This is a genomic window from Variovorax paradoxus (assembly GCF_030811855.1).
Taxonomy (GTDB): Bacteria; Pseudomonadota; Gammaproteobacteria; order Burkholderiales; family Burkholderiaceae_C; genus Variovorax; species Variovorax paradoxus_L.
In genome coordinates, this window is record NZ_JAUSRN010000017.1 from 31,589 (window position 1) to 44,474 (window position 12,886).

A 12,886-nucleotide genomic window follows, 5' to 3' on the forward strand; every position below is an offset into this window, starting at 1 on the left:
TTTGTTTGACCATACATTTTATGAAAAACCGAGTTGCAAATCACCCTGTCCTGCCTTTGATTCTGGAGCGCTGGTCGACGCGAGCCTTCGATCCGAGCAGGCCTGTAGAGCGCGCGGAGCTTGGGGTCATCTTTGAAGCGGCCCGCTGGGCACCCTCTGCTTTCAATGTGCAACCCTGGCGATTTGTCTTCGCTCTTCGCGGGGAAACGGGATGGGATGCCATGAAAGACGTTCTGATCCCATTCAACCAGTCATGGGCAGGATCGGCGGGGGCACTAATTTGCGTGGTGTCGCAGGCCGACGCTCCTGGAAATAGTCCAGGGGAGCGCTTTCCTTCTTACAGCCACAGCTTCGATGCTGGTGCAGCTTGGGCGCTGTTAGCCCTTCAAGCTCACAGTCTCGGCCTCAGCACACATGCTATGACTGGATTCGATGTGGAGCGCTGCAAAACAGTTCTGAAATTGCCAATCAACATGCGGCCAGAGGCTATCGTGGCGGTCGGCCGTGCTGGGTCAGCCGATCATCTCCCAGAGGGTTTGCGCGAACGGGACGCGCCTAGTGGCAGACAGGCGATCGAGGAACTTGTCTACGAAGGAACGTTTGGTGCTCCTATCGATGCCAGCAGTCCCCGCAGAGGAGACGTAAATGGCGTTTGATCGCATTGAAGACGCGTTGCGCGCCATGGCCCAAGGCCATATGGTCATCGTGGTGGATGATGAAGACCGAGAGAATGAGGGCGACCTTATCCTCGCCGCGGAATTTGCGACGCCTGAGGCGATTGCTTTCATGGTTCGGCATACCAGCGGAATGCTGTGTGTCGGGTTGCCAGGTGAGCGGCTTGATGCGCTAGACCTCCCGTTGATGGTCGAACGCAACACCGACTCCATGAAGACGGCTTACACAGTCACGGTCGATTACCGCCATGGAACGAGCACCGGAATTTCTGCAGAAGACCGCGCTGCAACCATTCGGGCGCTAGTGAATCCAGAGGCTATGGCGTCAGATTTCAATCGTCCCGGCCACGTCTTTCCCTTACGCGCGGCACCAGGTGGAGTACTCAGACGTGTTGGTCACACTGAAGCCGCAGTAGACCTGACTCGCTTGGCCGGTCTTTGTGCAGGAGGCGTACTGGCCGAGATTGTAAACGAGGACGGTTCTATGGCTCGACGTCCGCAACTAGAGTCCTTTGCCGAAGTACATGGGCTGGCAATGATCACGATCGCAGATCTTGTTGCGTACAGACGTAAGCACGCACAAGTGCGCCGCGAATCTGAGGCGCGCCTGCCGACACGCCATGGGGTATTTACTGCTTGTGTCTACAAGTCTCCTGACGCTTCGCACGAGCACCTCGCAATGGTCATGGGAGATCTGGTGGGCGCTGAGAACGTGATTGTTCGCGTCCATTCGGAGTGCCTGACGGGGGACACCTTCGGCTCCCTGCGCTGTGACTGCCGCTCACAGTTGGAGGACTCGCTTGCAGCGGTGGGGCGAGCGGGGCGTGGTGTGGTGCTCTATCTTCGCGGACACGAAGGCCGGGGCATTGGGTTGACACACAAGCTGCGTGCTTACGCGCTCCAGGACGCGGGTCTGGACACCGTCGATGCCAACCTGGAGTTGGGACTGTCGGTTGATTCCCGCGACTACACCGTGGGCGCAAAAATTCTTCAGGACTTGGGCATTACCAGCATGCGTCTGCTTACAAACAACCCGGCCAAGTATCGCGGCATCGCAGAGTACGGGTTGAAGATCACAGAGCGAGTGCCGCTCTGCACCTCACCGACGCCGGAGAACGTGGCCTATTTGACGACCAAGCAGAGGCGCTTAGGGCATGAATTGGGTGTTCCCTCGAATGGATAATCTTCCAAGGCTGATCATCAACAGAGGCAGAGCTTGAGCGGCGTGCTTGCGAACTTGGCGATCGAGGATGGGCCACCCATTCGGCATGCGTTGATAACGGGTGGCGGACGTGGCATAGGTGCAGCAGTTGCGCAATTGCTTGTGAACCGCGGACTACACGTAACTGTGCTGGGGCGCCGGCTCGAAGTGGTGCAAGCCTTCACTGCTCAAGTTCCTGACCGGCTGCATGCCGTCTCTGCCGATGTCACTATTGCTCGGCAGGTGTCCGCGGCGTTAGCCGATGCGAAGGCGCGCTTCGGCCGGGTGGACGTTCTTGTCAACAACGCAGGCCAGGCCGAAAGTGCGCCGTTCCTGAAAATGGACTTGACTTTGTGGCAGCGCATGCTGGAGGTCAACCTAACTGGAACGATGATTTGCACTCAGGCGGTGCTGCCCGGCATGCTGGAGTCCGGTTGGGGCCGCATCATCAATGTGGCCAGCACCGCTGGACAAGTAGGCTATGCATATGCGTCAGCCTACTGCGCGGCTAAACACGGCGTTTTGGGCTTAACGCGCTCGTTGGCGCTCGAACTGGCCACCAAGGGAGTCACTGTCAACGCTGTCTGTCCCGGCTACACAGACACCGAACTAATGCGCGAGAGCATTGAACGGGTTGTAACCAAGACCGGGCGAAGCGCGGAGGCAGCACGTGCTGAGTTCGTAAAAGCCAATCCGCAAGGCCGATTGGTGCAGCCGGAGGAGGTCGCCGATGCGGTGGCTTGGCTATGTGGCGAAGGGTCCGGGGCCATAACTGGGCAGGCGATTTCGGTCTCGGGCGGGGAAGTTCCGTAAACCCGCGGGAGCTTGGCAGATGACGCGCAATATCAGAAGAGAACTTGCCTTGTTTCAGTCCCGGGGCGGACGATGGTCGCGGTGCGGTTCGCAACGGACGCTTCCGCCTGAGCTCTGGCGATGGGTGCAGAGGCAAAAAGGAAACAACCGGTGGCAAACAGAGCCATGCGGCGACGCGATGTGCCAGGACGAACAGAAGTTTCCAGGGCCGTGCGGTGCGGCATGGCTGGCCCTTTGCAGTACATGGATCTCTCCTGACCGCTAAAAGTGAGGGGACTTCAGGCGGAGAGGTATCGCGCTGGCACTTCGCCATCTCGGCGAAGCTGTTCGGAACTCCCGGTCCAGGCTGGAGTGCCCTTCTCGACGATGCACAAGGCATCCGCGAGGCGCAGCAGGGGGCCCAGGTTCTTGTCGACGACCAGCAGGGCCATGCCCTCCGACTTGATGTGACCGAGTGCCGCCCAGATGTCCTGCCGCACGAGGGGCGACAGGCCTTCTGTCGCCTCATCGAGGATCAACAGTTCCGGGTTGGTCATGAGCGCGCGTCCGATCGCCAGCATCTGCTGTTCGCCTCCGGACAGCTGGTTGCCCAGGTTGCGGCTGCGTTCCGCAAGACGTGGGAACAGCCGGTGGACGCGGTCGATCGTCCACGGCGAGGACCGGCTGCGCGACGCGGCAGTCGCCACCAGGTTCTCCCGGACTGACAGGTTCGGGAAGATCTGCCGCCCTTCCGGCACCAGCCCGATTCCCAGCCGAGCCACCGCGTGCGGAGGCAGCCCTGTGACCGCCTTGCCCTTCCAACGCACCTGCCCGCCACCGGAGGCCAGCAGCCCCATGATGCACTTGATGGTCGTCGTCTTGCCCATGCCATTGCGTCCCAGCAAGCCGACGCATTCGCCCGCGCCCACGTTCAGGGACATGCCGAACAGCACTTGGCTGCTGGCGTAACCGGCGTCAAGCTGCTCCACGGCGAGGAGCGGTAGGGCAAGACTCACTACAGGATCTCCTCGTCGCCCAGGTAGGCCTCGCGCACCTCCGGGCTGCGTCGCACCTCCTGCGGGTCGCCCTGGAAAATGGTCTTGCCATAGACCAGGACACTGCAGGTGGTGGCCAGCGCAAACACTGCGTCCATGTCATGTTCCACCAAAAGGACACCGTACTGGGGCGCTACCTTGCCGAGCAGCCGAACCATGTCGCTGGTCTCTGTTCGACCGAGGCCGGCCATGGGCTCGTCGAGCAACAGTACTTGTGGCCCGGTTGCCAGCGTCATGGCGAGTTCCAGCTGGCGTTGCTGGCCATAGGACAGCGTCCCCGCACGCTGGCCGGAGCATCCGATCAAGCCGATCTGCTCCAAGCCCTCGGAAGCCGCCTCGATCAGCTTTCGATTGCGGGTGACTGGCTGCCAGAACCTGAAGTTGTGGCCCTCGCCGGCCTGCAGCGCCAGCAGCATGTTCTCGAGGACGCTGAACTCCGGAACCACCGAAGTGATCTGGTAGGAGCGTCCGAGCCCGAGGTTGGCGCGGGCGTGTACCGGCCAGTCCGTGACGTCCTGGCCCATGAGTTCGATGCGGCCGGCGTCGCTCGAAACGTCGCCAGCGACTTGGTTGATCAGGGTCGTCTTGCCCGCCCCGTTCGGTCCGATCACGGCGTGGACTTCTCCCTTGGCGATCGTGAGATTCACGTGGTCGGTCACAAGCAGGCCGCCATACCGCTTCACCAATCCCTTGACCGACAGCAGCGGTGTGATCGTTTGCGGGCTCATCGGGCGTCACCGCCTTCGCGGCCGGCCACCAGGCCCCACAGGCCCCGTCGCAGCAACAGCGCCATCAACACGATCAGCGGCCCGAGGATGACCAGCCAGTGTTCCGTGAGAGCCTTGAGGCCTTCTTCCACCAGCAGGAATGAGAGCGCCCCCACAAGCGGGCCCATGACTGTGCCCAGGCCGCCAAGAACCACCATCACGATCAACTCGCCGGACACCGTCCAGGCCAGGGACGCAGGCGAAACGAACCCGGTGAGGTTGGCCAGGAAAAAGCCTGCGATCGCGCAGACCAGGGCCGACAACACGTAGGCAAGCAACTGGTAGGGTAGTGGATTGGTGCCCAGCGCTCCCACCCGGCGTTCGTTGATCCTCGCTGCCTGCAGCACCAGTCCGAAGCGTGACCGCTTCAACCTGTCAGAGGCGGCGATCACGACGATCAGCGTGGCCAGCAAAGCGTAGTACAGGCCTGTCTTGCCACTGCCCTGGACGCCGAAGTCACTGAGTTGCTGGAGTGAGATTCCCTCGTCGCCCCCATAGCGCTTGAAGCTGACGCACAGGAAGAAGAACATCTGGGCGAAGGCCAGCGTGATCATGATGAAGGCGATGCCGCGCGTCCGCAGCGAGATCGCCCCCACCACGCCGGCGATCGGCCCCACCGCCAGCACCAGCAGGAGCAGTTGCAACCAGCCGTTCGTAACGCCCAGGTCGGCTGCCACCGGGACGATGTAGGCGCCGAGCCCGAGGTACATCGCGTGGCCCATGCTGATCATGCCGCCGAAGCCGAGGCAGAGATTGAGGCCGACAGCGGCAAGCGCATAGACCAGGATCCGGCTCATGATGGCCACGAGGTAGCTGTCACCGGTCATGCCTGCGTACAAGGGGACGGATACTCCCGCAATCACCAGTGCTGTGACCAGGTAAGGCGCGGCATGCCAGCGCCGCAGAGCAGGCAGCGCACCGCCCGAGGTCGGCAGCGCGCTCATGTGTACCGCACCGGAAAGAGACCGTCTGGCTTGAACGCAAGCACGGCCGCCATGAGCACGTACACGCCGGCTGAGGCAAGCGCGGGACCGACGGCTCCGGCGATCGACGGATCCAGCAGCGCATTGAGGATGGTGGGCATCACGCCGCGGCCGAGGGTGTCGATGACGCCGACCGTGAGGGCGCCGAAGAACGCCCCGCGCACCGAGCCGATGCCGCCGATGACGATCACCACCAAGGTGAGGATCAGTACCGGCTCACCCATGCCCGCCTGCACCGACAGGATCGGGCCGGCGATGGCGCCGGCCAGTCCCGCCAGTGCAGCGCCCAGCGCGAAGATGAAGCTATTGAGCCAGCCGATGTTCACGCCGAGCGCGGACACCATCTTCCGGTTGCTGGCGCCGGCCCGGATCAACATGCCAGCCCGGGTCCGATCGATCAGCAGGTGCAACGCGAGCGCCACCAGCAAACCCGCCGCGATGATCATGAGCCGGTAGGCAGAGTAGTTAAAGCCAAGAATGCTGACGGGTTGTGACAGGGCTGCCGGCGCATCCAGGTAGACCGGCGCATTGCCGAACACCATCCGGACGGCTTCGTTGGCGAAGATCACCACGCCGAAAGTGGCCAGGACCTGCTGCAGGTGGTCGCGCTGCTGGAGCGCGGCGAAGGCCAGTCGATCCAGGACCAGTGCGAGCACAAAGAGACCCGCGACGCTGGCTACCACTGCGAGCGAGAAAGACTCCGTGTGAACGTACGTCGTCGCAGCGACGTACGCACCCACCATGTACAGCGAACCGTGCGCCAGGTTGATGAAGCTCATGATGCCGAAAACCAGCGTGAGGCCCGCGGCCATCAGGAACAGCAGCAGCCCGAACTGTATTCCGTTCAGGAGCTGGGTGAGCAGGAAGTCAGGGCTCATGGCGTTTCCTGCGGGCGCGAGGTGTCTGGAGGTCTTTCATGGGGCACTGCTTTGCGCATCCAGCATGCGTTGAAGTGCCCGTCGCATCTGCATGCGGGCTGAGTCGGACGCGATGTTGACGAGGTCGCTGGTGCCGGTTTCCTGCATGATCTCCTGCTGCGCTTCCACGATGCCCTTGTCCTCCGAGAAGGCGGTGTCGATTTCCTTGAAAAGGTCCGTGGTGGCAGTCGGGTCGTCCTGGCGGTAGCCGTTCGCCGCAGACCAGAAGTAAAAGGAAGTGCTCTCTGTCTCCGGGGTGAGGCAGTGCAGGATCCGCAGCGAGAAGCCGCCAGACTGGTTGCGGTTCTCCATGGCGTTGCGCCCGACCGGAAGTCCGCCGGTCCATTGAACGACCACGCCCGGCGCCGTGTATTCGAACTCCATCCAACGGTCGATCGGCCCGTGCAGGCCGGCGGCCTTCTGGTAGGAGGGCGGCGGCATGGATCCGGGGAGCCAGCGGATGAAGTGCAGCCCCTGGTCCTTCGGCGTCACGGTCATCTTCGCCTCCACGTGCGCCTTCGGGTTGCCGCCGATGGTGCTCTTGTGGACGTAGGCCAGGTGGGTGAGATCCATGAGGTTCTCCACCAGCAGCATGTAGTTGGCCTTGACGTGGTAATGCTGTGTCTTGTGCGGCCAGTTCTTTGTGTCGTCGTGAAACGGGTAGTCGAGGATCTTGGCGCTGTCGGCCCTGGCCGGGTCACCGGGCCAGACCCAGAGGATGCCGTCCTTCTCGACCAGCGGATATGCGCGGACCATGGCCTTGGGCGGCACCCTCTCCTGGCCCGGAACATGCACGCAACGTCCAGTGCAGTCGAACACCAGCCCGTGGTAGCCGCACTGCAGCCCTTGGTCGACCACCGTGCCGAAGCGCAGCGGAGCGGCCCGGTGGCAGCAACGGTCTTCCAGGGCCGCGACCGTGCCGTCCCGGCTGCGAAAGAAGACCATTGGCAGGCCGCAGATCCTTCGTGCGAACGGGACGTCGACCACTTCGTGGTGCCACGCCGCCATGTACCACGCGTCCATCAGGAACGACATTTCACTCTCCTTAGAAGTTCTTTTGCAAGCTAGCGCAGCGGGCACTCGGCCACGTAGGCGTCCGCATGGGCCTTGAGCGGTGAGGCGATGGTCTTCAGGGAGGTCCGGCCCTTGTCGTCCTTTGCCACCTGGAAGACGTACATGTCCTGAACGGGAAACCCGTTCTTGCTGAAGCTGAAAGGCCCCCGGACCGACTCGAACTTGGCCTGCCGCAGCGCATCTCGCAGCGCGGCCTTGTTGGCCGCCGAACCGCCCGTCTTGCTCAATGCACTGTCGATCAACATGGCGGCGTCGAAGCTCTGGGCTGCGTACTGCGACGGGATGCGCTTGTACTTGGCTTCGAACGCGGCCACGAAAGCCTTGTTGGCGGGATTCGTGAAGTCCGGTCCCCAGTGGGCACCCATCAACACGCCCTCGGCCGATTCCTTCAGGGCCGGCAACGTCGTCCCGTCTGCCGCTGCGACGGTGAGCAGAGGGATCTTGCTCAGCAGCCCTGCCTGTTTCATCTGCTTGATGAAGTTGATCCCCATGCCTCCTGGGAAGAATGCGTAGACTGCATCCGGCGCCAGTGCCTCAACCTGGGCGAGTTCCGCTGCGTAGTCCGGTTGGTTCAACTGGGTGTAGATCTCGCCGACTACTGTTCCCTTGAAATAGCGTTTGAAGCCGGTGATGGAGTCTTTGCCGGCTTGGTAGTTGGGGGCGAGCATCACCACCTTCCTGTAGCCCTTCTCGTTGGCGTATTTGCCGAGTACTTCGGCCAGGGCGTCGTTTTGCCAGGACGTGAAGAAGAAGTTGGCGTTGCACTGGGAGCCGGCGAGTGCGGCGGGCCCCGCATTCGAGCCGACGAAGATCTGGTTCCCTGCGGCCAGTGGTTTGGCGGTGGCCATCATCACGTTTGAAAATGTGATGCCGGTGATCAAGTCGACCTTTTCCTTTTCGACCAGCTTCTGCACCAACTGGACGCCGAGCTCGGGCTTGAGCTGGTCGTCTTCCTTGATGACATTGACCGGGCTGCCTCCGAGCTTGCCGCCCTTTTGCTCAACCGCCAGCATGAAGCCATCGAACTGGTCCTGTCCCAAAGCTGCTCCCGGACCGGAGAAGGTCCCGATGAACCCGACCCGTGTCTGCGCGGCCGCCGCACACCCGAGGAGGGTGAAGGTGCAGAGTGCCGCAATTCGTATCATTGTCCTGGTCATGTCTGTCTCCGCTAAGTGTTGGGACTGCGTAGGAAAGGACGGGTGCCTTGGCTCGGTTCGGGGCTAGCAAGAGCGAAGCCAAGGGCCCGCTTCATCCGATGCATTGAGGGGAGCTGCAGCTTCAACGGCGCAAGCGTTGGACAGCTCCTGCTCGAAGCGGGCGAAGAACTGCCCGGTGATTTTCTGGCTGGCAGCATCGATGAGGCGCGAGCCCAGTTGGGCGATCTTGCCGCCGATCTGGGCCTCCGCCACATAGGCCAGTTTGGTCGTCCCATCTGCGTTTTCGGCCAGCTGCACCTCGGCGGTGCCCTTGCTGAAGCCGGCGATCCCACCATTTCCCTCAAAGACCATGCGGTAGCCTTTGAGCGGTTGGATGTCCTCGAACCGCACCGTGCCGTTGAAGCGCGCCTTGACCGGGCCGATTGCCAGCACGACCACAGCCTTCAGCACATCGGGTTCCGCCCGCTGCAAGGACTCGCAGCCGGGGATGCAACGATGCAGGATGGCGTCGTCGTTGAGCGCCGCCCAGGCGGTGGTTACGCTGACGGGCAGTTCGCGTTCGTTCTGGAATTTCATCGCGCATCCTTTGCGTCCGTGGGCAGCGCCACCTCGGGGTGCTGCGCCGCAAGCGTGGCATGCCACCGCTGCCAGTCGCGGCCCGGATGGATCGCCCCGCAATTCGAACAGGTACGTTCCGCTTCGCTGGTCTCGTAGAACTGCTGGAACACCTTCGGGAGGTCGGACACGATGCTCTGGAGCTGGATTTCCTTGCGAAGCACCAGGTGTCCGCAGACGGCGCAAGACCATTCGAACGCATCCTTGACTCCATCGGGGCGTGAGCGTTCGATCACCGTGCACAGACTGCCCGCTTGCGGTCGCTGGGGTGAGTGCCGCACATGAGCCGGCAGCAAGAAAGTGTCACCTTCGTTGAGGGTGACGCGCTCATATTGGCCACGGTCCCACAGGAGCACGTAGGCTGTGCCTCGAAACTGGTGAAAATACTCTTCGAACGGATCGTCGTGGAAGTCAGAGCGCTGATTGGGGCCGCCCACCACCGTGCAGACCAGGTCCGAGTCGGCCCAGATCTGCTTGTTGCCAACGGGCGGCGCGAAGCTGGTGGAATTCGTCGCCAGCCACTGGTCGAAGTTGAGGGGGTATCCGTACTTGAGCATCGAACTCTCCTGAATCAATGAAAGAACACTCTTCCAACAGCGCGGGCGAACCCCCGTCGGCTGCGGTGCCGGCGCGTGCTGACACGCGCAACATCTCGCTGAAGCAGATGCGCGCTTTCGTGGCGGTGGCGCGAGCCGGAAGCTTCACGCGCGCAGCAGCGCAGCTGTTCATTACCCAGTCGGCGCTGTCGTCCCTGATACGCAACCTCGAGGGCGAGTTGGAATTGCGGCTTCTCGACCGCACGACGCGTCGCCTGGAACTCACCGAAGGAGGCCGGGAACTGCTGGTGTCCCTGGAGCAACTCCTGGCGGACCTGGATCGAATCACGTCGGACCTGCGGGAGGTCAAAGAAATCCGCAGGGGGCGCGTCCGGATCGGTGCAACGCCGCTGCTGGCCGCGAGCGTTCTGCCGGTGGCGATCCAGGCTTTCGGCCTGCGCTATCCCGGAATCACGGTGCGGGCCCTGGACGCGTCGGCCCCCGAGCTGATCGAGTCCCTGCGCGCTGGCGAGCTCGACCTCATGCTTGCGACGCTGGATGGCGAGCATCCGGAATTGCGGGCACAGGTGCTGCTCAGCGACACCATGGTGCTCGTCTGTCCCTGCAGCCACCGCTTCGCGCAACAGCCGGAAGTCGCCTGGTCCGAGGCGCTCGCGGAGCCCATGATTGCCATGCGCAAGGGCAGTGGCCTGCGCGCCATCGTCGATCACGCACTGGTCGACCTGGGCGGGACAGCCCGGCCCGTCCAGGAGGTGAATCACGTCGCCACCGCGATCGCGATGGTGGGCGCGGGCCTGGGGGTCGCCATCCTGCCCGCTTACGCGGTCCGCTTCAACACCGTCGGCGAAGTATGCGGCGTTCCGCTTGCCGCGCCCACCTTGTCGCGCCATGTCTCCCTCGCAACGCTGCGCCAGCGAACGCCGGCGGCTGCCGCCCTGGCCATGCAGGAGCATTTGATGGAGTTCGTCAAGGGCCTGCATTCGATGTGACTCAGCAAAGGCCTTGGCCCAGTCGGGCCGCCACCACCTCGAGCAGGCTGAACGCTGTGATCCGCGAAGTTTTTGGGTTGCCCGCCATCGGCTCGTTCCGCACGCCCAAGTGAATGCTGCCTGCAGCGCCTTCGGCTTGCACTTCATGGCTGTTGTGCGTTGCGCGGGGATCCGCCACCAACTCCACCGACACGCTTTTCGGATCGTCCACCGCCAGGGCCAGCGCGGCGACCACGTTCGCGTTCTGAGGAAACAGGGTGGCCGCTTCGGTGGCTGCGCCGCGGAAGAACGTCGCGGCCTCTGTGACCTTGTCCAGATCGACCATGCCTTCGGCAGCCGTTCCCCTCCATGCTTTGACCGGCTTGCGCCCGACATAGCTCACGTTGACCGGACCGAGCCGACGCGCAGCGCGCAGGTAGTCCAGACCTCCGAGCGCACCCGAGGGCACCACCAGCCGACTGCGGCCCTGTCGCGCCGCCTCCAGGAGCCTGTGGCGCAGGGGCTCATCCATCAGGGCGCCTACCGAGGCGACCACCAGGTCGTGGCCCGCCAGGAGACAGCGGGTCGCATGAATGGACAAGGCGGCGTGGCCTGCCGCCTCGATCACAAGGTCAGGTTCGCTGTCGAGCAGTTCGTCCATCGTCTCCCAGGCGCACGCGAGTCCTTCATGGGCGTGCCCCGGCAGAACCAGGGCGCCCGCAAGGACGACCCCCGCAAGCCTGTCAGCGGAAAGTTCGGCCGCTATCGCCTGCCCGAGGGCGCCGAACCCGATCAGGGCTACCCGGCGGGGACTGTCCGGAATCTGCTGCTTCAAGGTGCGTCTCCTTCGTTCATCTTGCAGACGACCCGCTTGCACAGCACGGTGGCCAGGTGAGCGCGATAGTCGGCGCCCGCGTGAATGTCGGTCGGCATGAGGTCAGCCGGCAGCGCGGCATTTGCAAGGGCTTCGGCGTCGAAGCGGGTCTGCAACGCTTGCTCGAACTGTGGAACGCGCACCGCACCCTCGAAGGTCCCGTTGACGGCAACCCGGACGTGATCGCCGAAGTCGGCCACCGCAACGCCAACCATCGCGAACCGGGATGCAGACTGTTCGTGTTTCAGGTACGCGAAGCGCCGGGGCCGACGGAAGCGGACCTTGGTCAACACCTCGTCGGGCTCGAGGGCGGTGCCGAACAGGCCGGTGAAGAAGTCGTCGATGTGCAGCGTCCGGCGTGACGTCGTTATCTCGGCGTCGAGCGCCAGCGCGCCGGCAGCCCAGCACGCGGATGGATCGGCATTGGCAAGCGAGCCGCCGATCGTGCCCATGTTGCGGACCTGGCTGTCGGCAATGTCGCCGGCCAGAGCTGCCAGTCCCGGCGAGAACTCGCGTACCGCGCCATCCGTGGCAATTGCGCCATGGGTCCGCATGGCGCCGAGCTCCAGGGAGGCGCCGGGTAGAAGCTGGCAGCTGTGGAGCTCCGCCACGTCCTGCAGGTCCACCAGCATCTCGGTGGTCAGCAGCCCCATCCGCATCGAAGCCAGCAGGCTCTGCCCGCCTGCGAGCAGCTTGGCCGAAGGATGCTCGCGCAGGAGGGCGCTTGCATCGCTGGCCGTGCGCACCCGGCAGTATTCAAAGGCCTGCACAAACATCCCCTTGTTTTTGCATCTCGCGCATGCCATCGGCGATCGCCAGTACGATGCCCTCGTACCCGGTGCAGCGACAGAGGTTGCCGCAGAGGCCGCTACGGATTCGTTCCGGGTCCGGCGGGGTGCCTTCGCAAGCCATCGAGATTCCGCGCATGACCATGCCGGGTGTGCAGAACCCGCATTGCAGGGCGTGCCGTGCAGAGAAGGCCTGCTGCATGGGATGGAGCGTCTCGCCGTCGGCCACGCCTTCGATCGTGCGCACCCGCTTTCCGTCGACCTGCACCACCAGCACATTGCAGGACTTGATCGCCTTGCCATCTACCAGGACCGTGCAGGCACCGCACTGCGCGGTGTCACAGCCCACGTGCGTGCCCGTCAGCCCCATCTGCTCGCGCAGGAAGTTCACCAGCGTGACCGAGTTGTCGGCGATCGTGTGCATGACGCGGGCGCCGTTGACCTCGAGCGCGATTTGACGCATG

15 protein-coding genes are annotated in these 12,886 nt (G+C 63.3%); 4 read left to right on the plus strand and 11 right to left on the minus strand.

Going from position 1 to position 12,886, the window contains the following annotated elements; all coding sequences use genetic code 11:
- The first annotated feature begins 20 nt into the window (after positions 1–20).
- From J2X92_RS25100 to J2X92_RS25110, 3 genes are read left to right on the plus strand one after another with little or no spacing between them, the layout of a single operon-like run.
- Positions 21–656: a nitroreductase family protein gene (locus J2X92_RS25100; protein ID WP_307579836.1), complete on the plus strand. Its 636-nt coding sequence runs from the start codon at positions 21–23 to the stop codon at positions 654–656.
- Complete coding sequence (locus J2X92_RS25105) at positions 646–1,857, plus strand: bifunctional 3,4-dihydroxy-2-butanone-4-phosphate synthase/GTP cyclohydrolase II (protein ID WP_307579838.1); 1,212 nt, start codon at positions 646–648, stop codon at positions 1,855–1,857. The genes J2X92_RS25100 and J2X92_RS25105 overlap by 11 nt, the downstream gene beginning before the upstream one ends.
- A 33-nt stretch (positions 1,858–1,890) precedes the next feature.
- Positions 1,891–2,688: an SDR family NAD(P)-dependent oxidoreductase gene (locus J2X92_RS25110; protein WP_307579839.1), complete on the plus strand. Its 798-nt coding sequence runs from the start codon at positions 1,891–1,893 to the stop codon at positions 2,686–2,688.
- A gap of 278 nt (positions 2,689–2,966) precedes the next feature.
- On the opposite strand, the gene J2X92_RS25115 is transcribed toward J2X92_RS25110, so the two are convergent.
- The 8 genes from J2X92_RS25115 to J2X92_RS25150 all read right to left on the minus strand — a co-directional run bounded on the left by J2X92_RS25115 (position 2,967) and on the right by J2X92_RS25150 (position 9,792).
- Positions 2,967–3,608, minus strand: a complete 642-nt coding sequence (locus tag J2X92_RS25115) for an ABC transporter ATP-binding protein (protein WP_307580028.1) — start codon at positions 3,606–3,608, stop codon at positions 2,967–2,969.
- 74 nt (positions 3,609–3,682) lie between these two features.
- Positions 3,683–4,450, minus strand: a complete 768-nt coding sequence (locus tag J2X92_RS25120) for an ABC transporter ATP-binding protein (RefSeq protein WP_307579841.1) — start codon at positions 4,448–4,450, stop codon at positions 3,683–3,685.
- Positions 4,447–5,433 carry a branched-chain amino acid ABC transporter permease gene (locus tag J2X92_RS25125; RefSeq protein ID WP_307579843.1) on the minus strand — a complete coding sequence of 329 codons (987 nt, stop codon included), beginning with the start codon at positions 5,431–5,433 and terminating at the stop codon, positions 4,447–4,449. Before J2X92_RS25125 ends, J2X92_RS25120 begins: the two co-directional genes overlap by 4 nt.
- Positions 5,430–6,350 (minus strand): branched-chain amino acid ABC transporter permease, encoded by a 921-nt coding sequence (locus J2X92_RS25130; RefSeq protein WP_307579845.1) that lies wholly within the window; start codon positions 6,348–6,350, stop codon positions 5,430–5,432. The genes J2X92_RS25125 and J2X92_RS25130 overlap by 4 nt, the downstream gene beginning before the upstream one ends.
- 36 nt (positions 6,351–6,386) lie before the next feature.
- Positions 6,387–7,424, minus strand: coding sequence for an aromatic ring-hydroxylating dioxygenase subunit alpha (locus J2X92_RS25135; protein WP_307579846.1), 1,038 nt, complete (start codon positions 7,422–7,424; stop codon positions 6,387–6,389).
- 29 nt (positions 7,425–7,453) lie between these two features.
- The gene (locus J2X92_RS25140) at positions 7,454–8,620 is read right to left on the minus strand and encodes an ABC transporter substrate-binding protein (protein ID WP_307579848.1); all 1,167 of its coding nucleotides are present in this window, start codon (positions 8,618–8,620) and stop codon (positions 7,454–7,456) included.
- 63 nt (positions 8,621–8,683) lie between these two features.
- On the minus strand, positions 8,684–9,196 hold the full coding sequence (locus tag J2X92_RS25145) for a CoxG family protein (RefSeq protein WP_307579850.1): 513 nt from the start codon (positions 9,194–9,196) through the stop codon (positions 8,684–8,686).
- Positions 9,193–9,792, minus strand: a complete 600-nt coding sequence (locus J2X92_RS25150) for a 3-hydroxyanthranilate 3,4-dioxygenase (protein ID WP_307579852.1) — start codon at positions 9,790–9,792, stop codon at positions 9,193–9,195. The genes J2X92_RS25145 and J2X92_RS25150 overlap by 4 nt, the downstream gene beginning before the upstream one ends.
- A gap of 65 nt (positions 9,793–9,857) precedes the next feature.
- Here J2X92_RS25150 and J2X92_RS25155 point away from each other — a divergent pair, with 65 nt between their 5' ends.
- Positions 9,858–10,781, plus strand: coding sequence for a LysR family transcriptional regulator (locus J2X92_RS25155; protein ID WP_307579854.1), 924 nt, complete (start codon positions 9,858–9,860; stop codon positions 10,779–10,781).
- A gap of 1 nt (position 10,782) precedes the next feature.
- Here J2X92_RS25155 and J2X92_RS25160 read toward each other — a convergent pair whose 3' ends face one another.
- From J2X92_RS25160 to J2X92_RS25170, 3 genes are read right to left on the minus strand one after another with little or no spacing between them, the layout of a single operon-like run.
- Positions 10,783–11,595, minus strand: coding sequence for an aspartate dehydrogenase (locus J2X92_RS25160; protein ID WP_307579856.1), 813 nt, complete (start codon positions 11,593–11,595; stop codon positions 10,783–10,785).
- On the minus strand, positions 11,592–12,410 hold the full coding sequence (locus J2X92_RS25165; protein ID WP_307579858.1) for an FAD binding domain-containing protein: 819 nt from the start codon (positions 12,408–12,410) through the stop codon (positions 11,592–11,594). Before J2X92_RS25165 ends, J2X92_RS25160 begins: the two co-directional genes overlap by 4 nt.
- Entirely contained in the window at positions 12,391–12,885 is a 495-nt protein-coding gene (locus J2X92_RS25170; RefSeq protein ID WP_307579859.1) for a (2Fe-2S)-binding protein, read from the minus strand. The genes J2X92_RS25165 and J2X92_RS25170 overlap by 20 nt, the downstream gene beginning before the upstream one ends.
- Between the last annotated feature and the right edge of the window lies 1 nt (position 12,886).

What these genes read in the sequence shown, in the direction of transcription:
- J2X92_RS25100 (WP_307579836.1), top strand. Translation starts at nt 21, where the DNA reads ATGAAAAACCGAGTTGCAAATCACCCTGTCCTGCCTTTGATTCTGGAG.
- J2X92_RS25105 (WP_307579838.1), top strand. Translation starts at nt 646, where the DNA reads ATGGCGTTTGATCGCATTGAAGACGCGTTGCGCGCCATGGCCCAAGGC.
- J2X92_RS25115 (WP_307580028.1), bottom strand. Translation starts at nt 3,608, where the DNA reads ATGTCCCTGAACGTGGGCGCGGGCGAATGCGTCGGCTTGCTGGGACGC.
- J2X92_RS25120 (WP_307579841.1), bottom strand. Translation starts at nt 4,450, where the DNA reads ATGAGCCCGCAAACGATCACACCGCTGCTGTCGGTCAAGGGATTGGTG.
- J2X92_RS25125 (WP_307579843.1), bottom strand. Translation starts at nt 5,433, where the DNA reads ATGAGCGCGCTGCCGACCTCGGGCGGTGCGCTGCCTGCTCTGCGGCGC.
- J2X92_RS25130 (WP_307579845.1), bottom strand. Translation starts at nt 6,350, where the DNA reads ATGAGCCCTGACTTCCTGCTCACCCAGCTCCTGAACGGAATACAGTTC.
- J2X92_RS25135 (WP_307579846.1), bottom strand. Translation starts at nt 7,424, where the DNA reads ATGTCGTTCCTGATGGACGCGTGGTACATGGCGGCGTGGCACCACGAA.
- J2X92_RS25140 (WP_307579848.1), bottom strand. Translation starts at nt 8,620, where the DNA reads ATGACCAGGACAATGATACGAATTGCGGCACTCTGCACCTTCACCCTC.
- J2X92_RS25145 (WP_307579850.1), bottom strand. Translation starts at nt 9,196, where the DNA reads ATGAAATTCCAGAACGAACGCGAACTGCCCGTCAGCGTAACCACCGCC.
- J2X92_RS25150 (WP_307579852.1), bottom strand. Translation starts at nt 9,792, where the DNA reads ATGCTCAAGTACGGATACCCCCTCAACTTCGACCAGTGGCTGGCGACG.
- J2X92_RS25165 (WP_307579858.1), bottom strand. Translation starts at nt 12,410, where the DNA reads ATGTTTGTGCAGGCCTTTGAATACTGCCGGGTGCGCACGGCCAGCGAT.
- J2X92_RS25170 (WP_307579859.1), bottom strand. Translation starts at nt 12,885, where the DNA reads ATGCGTCAAATCGCGCTCGAGGTCAACGGCGCCCGCGTCATGCACACG.